The 2,458-nt window shown below is 64.7% G+C and carries 3 protein-coding genes; all 3 read right to left on the bottom strand.

Annotation, left to right across the window (positions count from 1 at the left end):
- Positions 1 to 1,599 (bottom strand): phage portal protein (locus tag ACE4YL_RS02370; protein ID WP_461369115.1); only part of this gene is annotated, 1,599 nt, incomplete at its 3' end.
- Complete coding sequence (locus tag ACE4YL_RS02365; RefSeq protein ID WP_461369114.1) at positions 1,590 to 1,940, bottom strand: hypothetical protein; 351 nt, start codon at positions 1,938 to 1,940, stop codon at positions 1,590 to 1,592. The genes ACE4YL_RS02365 and ACE4YL_RS02370, both read right to left, overlap by 10 nt.
- Positions 1,941 to 1,950: 10 nt before the next feature.
- Positions 1,951 to 2,458 (bottom strand): phage terminase large subunit family protein (locus ACE4YL_RS02360; RefSeq protein WP_461369113.1); only part of this gene is annotated, 508 nt, incomplete at its 5' end.

Here is a 2,458-nt window from a genome sequence, read left to right as displayed (position 1 = left end):
GGCGTCACCCTCGGGCCGCTCTGCCGGGAACGCCGCCTCGATTGCCGGCCGGAGTGCCTGCAGGGCGTCGTCGAACACTCCGGCGACCCGGCGGTGCAGCGCCTCGATGCGGCTCTTCCATTCTTCCGGCTCGTCGTCAGGAGCGGCCTTCATCGCTGCGAGCGCCTTGGTCACGGGGTCCGGGGATGAGAGGAGGAGCCCGCCGCCGTAGAGGGGTTCGGGAGCGTTCTCAATGCCGATGATCTCGCGGGCGAACCACTCCGGGTGCATCCGGGCGAGGGAGTCGACGAGCGCGAGCGGCATGTCGCCCCACGGGACCGGCTCCTCGCCACGCTCGACGAGGATGCGGTTCGGCGTGGTGAGGCCGTGCCGGAGGTCGGATTCCTGCTCGAGCCGCTTCTGCCGTTCGATGATGGGGTTGTGCGGGTCCCACCGGAACTCTATCTCGCCGTTGACATCCCAATAAACTTCGAGGAATGGGAGGATCGAGCGGTTGATGGCGTTTCGGAGCAGTTCGAGGAGGGGGACTGTGGTGCGCCGCCAGACGGCTTCGGCCTGCTCCTGCGCCGTGGATCGGTTGACGTCCTGCACGTAGCCGACCTCGTTGGCAGAGACCCCAAAACACATCCAGACGAGGTTGTTGTACCACTCCTGACTCGCCAGGAACTCCAGTTCTTTCGGCGATGCCCGGAACGGTATCCAGGTGGCGTCCGTGCTGTTCATCAAGGCGAGCTTGTGCGGCTTGCCCACGATCTCATCTTTCCAGTACTCCCGGAACCGGGTCAGATTGTCGTTTGACAGGCCGGGTAGATTTAAGATGCCCTCCGGGACCTCGTTCTGCGGGAAGTACTTGAGGTTCGAGACATCTTGGTTGATGAGGATCTCGATGAGCCGGTGGGCCATCTGCACGCGGCTCCACCCATACTGCCGGTCGGTCGAGGGGTTTTCCTCGATCCACACGATCTGGTCGCGGGAGAAGGGGATGGGTGTGATCGCCCGGTAGAGGGGGGTATCCATCTGCGAGAGCGTCGACATGCGCGGGAGCCCGGATCCGAAGGCGTCCTGCGAGAACGGTGCCTGCGCCCCGACCTGATAGTATGCCGGGACGTCGCTGCCCGGTTCGGGGAGGAGGCCGTGTTCGTCGGGGTTTTTTGTGAAGGTGGCTCCATCGCGCGGGTAGATCTCCGCGAGGAATCCGTCGTCATCCGGGACAAGTTCGAGGACGCCGGCGTCGATGACGAGGATGTCGTTGAGGACCTCCTTGCACAGCGTATCGAAGGTCATAGGGTTGCGAGAGAACCCCCCGTCGAGGAAGTCGATCACAGCGTCGCAGGCGGCGAAGTGCTTGCTTGTCGGCTTGTCGACGGTCGGGACGACACTCCACTCGGTCGTCGTGACCTGCCCCATAATCGCGAGCATGGGGATCGATACGGTGTGCGAGCGGGAGAATCGCCGGATCGTGTACAGGTCTTCGTAGCGCGGGACTCCTCGCCTAGGGTTATAGAAGATCGACTGTGAGAGATCGAGCGCCTGCGGGGTGCCAGCGCCGTTGAGCGCCCGGGCGCCGCCGCCCTTGATGCCTGGCGCGATTACTGCCATCCGCCCTCCTCTGCCCGCTTGACGATCGGGGCAAGGTATTTGCGGATATCCTCCGGGGAGAGCTTGCGGATCTCGGCGATGTCTCGGCAGACCACGTGGAGCGCCTTGGGCTCCCTCTGCCCGATGCTCTCGGTGATACTTGCGATCTGGTCGTCGGTGGTGTCCTGCCGGGCGATCCAGACGTAGACGCAGCCGGGGTCGTCGTGCAGGGTCTCGACGTAATCGACGGGCGGGGCCGGGCTCGGGACGCGGACCTCGTAAGGTTCGGCGACGATCCGCACCGGGGGCTCGACGCGGAGGAGCCGGGCGAGCGCGTTGATGAGTTGCTGTCTGATAGTCACTATGTGCCTCCTATAATGCGAAACAGGCGAACTCCTCGACGGGTTCGGCGAGTTCGGTGATCGCCCATACGAGCGCATCCATACGGTCGGGAGAGTCGTCCCCCGGCACCCATTCGCACATCTGGTCTTCGAGGTCGGGGAACGCGCCGACGTGGTGAACCTCCCCCTTCTCGTAGAGTGCGGCGACCGGCTCGGCTCGGATGTATTTTCCCCGGCTCGCAGTCACCTTCTTGAACGGGAGACTCTTCGAGACGGTGCGGAGGTTCACCTCGACGAGATCGCCGCCGTTGTTCGTCTCGCCGATAACCCGGTCGGCCTTGTGCTTGTCCACCACCCACGCGACGCGCTTGGCCCAATCAAGCGGGGTGCCCCGGACAGAGTAGTCCCCGAGCACGTAGAGGTGCCCGGCTGCGTCTTTCCCGACGACGACGATCCCAGTCTCGTCGCTCGTCTCGCTCCCGGTGACAGCGGGGTCCACGCCGACGACGATCCGGGCGAGGGGTGGTGGAGCGCCGACG

This window comes from Candidatus Darwinibacter acetoxidans, from assembly GCF_041936445.1.
Classification (GTDB): Bacteria; Bacillota; Limnochordia; order Darwinibacteriales; family Darwinibacteriaceae; genus DTU010.
This window is presented reverse-complemented; position numbering and strand designations above follow the sequence as displayed.